The 4,158-nt window shown below is 38.0% G+C and carries 3 protein-coding genes and 1 pseudogene; 1 reads left to right on the top strand and 3 read right to left on the bottom strand.

Annotation, left to right across the window (positions count from 1 at the left end; all coding sequences use genetic code 11):
- A pseudogene (locus BCG07_RS15235) lies at positions 1-813 on the top strand (DNA repair protein RecN); the annotation flags it as partial.
- Between the two features lie 377 nt (positions 814-1,190).
- Here BCG07_RS15235 and BCG07_RS15230 read toward each other — a convergent pair.
- The 3 genes from BCG07_RS15230 to BCG07_RS15220 all read right to left on the bottom strand — a co-directional run.
- A complete protein-coding gene (locus BCG07_RS15230; protein ID WP_242032455.1) occupies positions 1,191-2,213 on the bottom strand; it encodes a GGDEF domain-containing protein in 1,023 nt (340 codons plus the stop codon).
- Between the two features lie 322 nt (positions 2,214-2,535).
- Positions 2,536-3,951 (bottom strand): glutamate synthase small subunit GltD family protein, encoded by a 1,416-nt coding sequence (locus BCG07_RS15225; protein WP_286890941.1) that lies wholly within the window; start codon positions 3,949-3,951, stop codon positions 2,536-2,538.
- A gap of 9 nt (positions 3,952-3,960) precedes the next feature.
- Positions 3,961-4,158 (bottom strand): hypothetical protein (locus tag BCG07_RS15220; RefSeq protein WP_286890940.1); only part of this gene is annotated, 198 nt, incomplete at its 5' end.

The raw sequence follows: 4,158 nt of genomic DNA, 5'->3' as shown, positions 1-4,158 counted from the left end.
GAACAAGTTGATTTAGACCCAGCCCGTTTAACAGAGATAGAAAATAGGTTAAGTGGCGCAATGGACTTAGCTCGTAAGCACCATATAAAACCGCAAGGATTAGTTGAATTTCATCAGTCAATTTCAAAAGAACTCGAGTCAATTAGTAATAATAGTTCGCGTTTGGAGCAACTTGACTATGAAATAAACGATGCATTGCTTGACTACAAGCAAGCAAGTGAAGCGCTAAGTATTAGCCGCAGAAGTTATGCTAATACCTTAAACACCTTAATAAGCGAAAGTATGGCAAATTTATCCATGGAAAATGGTGTATTTGAAATATCGCTTACTGAAGATCCTGAGCGCGCCCCCAATCTTTTAGGGCATGATAGCGTTTCGTTTTTAGTATCGACCAACCCAGGGCAGCCCCTTCAGCCTTTGGCTAAGGTGGCGTCTGGTGGTGAGCTTTCGCGTATTAGCTTAGCCATTCAGGTTATTATTGCCCAAAAAGTAACAACACCAACATTGATATTTGATGAAGTAGACGTAGGTATTTCTGGACCTACAGCCTCTGCTGTTGGAAAGTTATTAAGGCAACTTGGTAAATCGACTCAGGTGATCTGTGTTACCCATTTGCCGCAGGTTGCAAGTAGTGCGCATCAGCAATTTTTTGTAGCAAAAGAAATTGCTAAAGGTGAAACCTTTACCAATATGCTGGCACTAACAAAAGATGGTAGAGTAGACGAAATAGCAAGGTTGCTTGGCGGCGACAATGTTAGTAAAACAGCAAAAGCAAACGCAAAAGAGTTAATAAAAAGCGCATGTGTAATTTAGGTTTAATTAATAACCAACTAGGGTTTCAATTTTCAGCAAGGCCTTTATATGATTACTAATACTGCTTTAATTCTTATTATTGTAAGCTGTCTACTGGTTTTAATTAGTATATTGTTAACTTTATTTAGCCGATATAAACACACACAATTCAAGAAACACTTAATGAGCTTTTTAAATGTAACGTTATTCGTTCAGCTTATTCTTAGTGTTTACAATTTAATGAGTTACCAGGATGGTAATTCGAATAATTTAATTTTTAGTTATACATGTGTTTTGCTCACCCAAATACTGTGTAATGTATTTTGTTACATGAGTTTAAAAAGACGTATTGCTAAAGTTAAATCAACACTTGATTCGTTCTCAATGGAATAATAAAACTACTCTGAGCAAGTCCTATTTTTACCTTGCTCTTTAGCTTTATAAAGCAATTCATCTGCGCGCTTGATATCAATGTCTATAGAATCGCTTTCATGGGATTGAACAACCCCCATACTAATCGTTAAGCTTAAGCTCGCAAAAGATGTATTAACAGGAAATTGTTTTAGCGCGGCATGTATTTTATTTGAGATTTCTACGCCCTTTGCGTTAAATACATTAGGAATTGCAATCAAAAACTCTTCCCCGCCCCAGCGTGATGCAACGGCATTATTAGGAATATGTTGCTTTAAAATATTAGCTAAGTGTATGAGCGCTTCATCACCAAAACTATGCCCGTACTCGTCGTTAACTTTTTTAAAGTTGTCTACATCGCACAAAATAAGTACAAACGGTGTTTGCTCCTTCGTGAGCGCTAATTTAAATTCACTAAGCTTATTCATTGTAAAGCGTCTGTTTGGTAACCCCGTTAAAGGGTCAATAGTCGCCAACAGTTCATTTTTTTTACTCAGTGCTAATATTTTTTGATTGTATTTTTCCCTTGAGTTTTCATAAAAGCCACTCAACATTGCGACAATAATAAATGAAAATATAACTCGATAGGGAAATTGATCCGGTAGATAGTTATAAATACTAAAGGTATGCGCACAATAAAAAGCTAATATAACCGCTAATAAAAACAAAACAATATCAACGATACCGCGCTTTAAGCCTCTAATTGAAAATGTGACTGGCGAAACTATGAATATCCAAATCGGACCGGTTCCCTGCGCGCCTCCAGTTAAAACAAGGTAAATCATCAATGCATAAAGGTTATATAGGATAGCACTAGCTGACTTTTCAAGGTTTTTATAAACACTAAGCGCCCATGCGTAAATTAGCGAAGAACATATTAAGGTAAAAAATAAAAAATAATCGCTGTTGGTCAATGCAATGCAGCCCATCACCAAGGTTGCTATAAAGCCTATTGATGAGAAAAATCTAACTATTAGTTTTCTTTCTGGATTATTTGAATGTTCATGCATAATAAGCGCTATTTTTCTTATATTATTGAGTTAATTTTCAGCAAAGTTATCACCAATTTTTCTGAGTAACACTCAATACTCTCCTTTTTCAACAGTTAAATCAAGATTAAAGTATTACTGATGTAAAATTAATACTAGTACCTTTTTTAGAAAATTTTAACTTTATGAATCTTAAAACTATTCATGAGTGTAGCTTGGTAATACGACCAAATTATCATCGAAAATAAAATGGTTAAAAATAAATGGTACCTAATTCGTTTCAAGCACAAAAAAGCAAGCCACTTGGCTTGCTTTTAAATTGTCGATTTCTGAAAATATTAAATTAAACTTTTAAATAATCCATAATACCTTCAGCTGCGTTACGGCCTTCAAAAATAGCGGTTACTACTAAATCCGAACCACGCACTATATCGCCACCAGCAAATATTTTAGGGTTAGTTGTTTGATGTGTAAATTCACCTTGCTCTGGTGCGTTAATACCGCCCCAGTGGTTTATTTCTACATCATACTTTTCTAACCAGTCCATTTTGTGTGGCTTGAAACCAAACGCCATAATTACTTGTGTTGCTTCAATAACATGCTCTGAACCGGCGACCTCTTCTGCGCGGCTACGACCATTCGCATCTGGCTCACCCAGCTTAGTTTTAACCATTTTTACGCCTGCAACATGGCCGTTAGCGTCTAGCACAATGCCTTTAGGTTGAACGTTATATGTAAATATAACCCCTTCTTCTTTGGCATTTTTTACTTCACGCTTAGAGCCTGGCATATTTTCTTCATCACGGCGGTACGCACACGTTACTTTTGCAGCACCCTGTCGTATAGACGTTCTTACACAGTCCATCGCAGTATCACCACCTCCTAATACAACGACCTTCTGATTCGCCATATCAATATAAGCTTGATTCGCTTCGTCATAACCCATAACTCGGTTAGTGTTACCGATTAAAAACGGCAGCGCATCGTGAACACCCGACGCATCTTCATTTTCAAGCCCTGCACGCATACTCTGATACGTACCCACGCCCAAAAATACTGCATCATAGTCGGCTAAAATATCATCCATAGTGATATCTACACCTACTTCAACATTCAGCTTAAATTCTACGCCCATTTCAGTGAAAATCTCACGGCGTTTTTGCATCACTTCTTTCTCTAGTTTGAAAGAAGGAATACCAAATGTGAGTAATCCACCAATTTCTGGGTGACGGTCAAACACAACAGGTTTAACACCATTTCGAACTAAAATATCCGCACAACCCAAGCCCGCGGGCCCTGCACCAATGATAGCTACTTTTTTATCCGTCCATGTTACGTAAGACATGTCTGGCTTCCAGCCCATTTTAAACGCGGTATCGGTAATATATTTTTCAATGTTACCTATCGTTACCGCGCCAAACTCTTCATCGAGCGTACATGAGCCTTCACACAACCGATCTTGAGGACAAACACGGCCACAAACTTCAGGCAAGCTGTTTGTTCGATGAGAAAGCTCTGCGGCTTCTAATATACGCCCTGTGCGAATTAGTTTAAGCCACTGTGGAATGTAATTATGTACCGGACATTTCCATTCACAGTATGGGTTACCACAATCCAAGCAACGATCCGCTTGAGAGTTAACCTGATTCTCTGAAAAGGGTTCGTAAATTTCTACAAATGATTTTTTACGTGACGAAATTGGCTTTTTGCGTGGATCTACACGCTGCACGTCTATAAATTGATATACATTTTCGCTCATACTGCCCCCTTATTGCGCCTGAACACGTAGTTCGGCACTACTACGGGCGCGATGCCCGAGTAAACTTTTTACGTCACTTGATTTAGGTTTTACTAATTTAAACATAGGTAAGTAGAGCTCAAAATTAGCTAAAATACTTTCTGCTCTGCATGAGCCTGTTAGCTCTAAATGCTCAGCAATTAATCCACGTAAATGCTCTTGGTGTGA

Source organism: Pseudoalteromonas sp. ESRF-bin5, assembly GCF_002632075.1.
Classification (GTDB): Bacteria; Pseudomonadota; Gammaproteobacteria; order Enterobacterales; family Alteromonadaceae; genus Pseudoalteromonas; species Pseudoalteromonas marina.
Note: the sequence above shows the minus strand (reverse complement) of the source record. Positions and strands in the feature narration are given on the sequence as shown.

Bases quoted from the DNA above. Each gene is read 5' to 3' on its own strand.
- BCG07_RS15230 (WP_242032455.1), bottom strand. From the start codon at position 2,213: ATGCATGAACATTCAAATAATCCAGAAAGAAAACTAATAGTTAGATTT.
- BCG07_RS15225 (WP_286890941.1), bottom strand. From the start codon at position 3,951: ATGAGCGAAAATGTATATCAATTTATAGACGTGCAGCGTGTAGATCCA.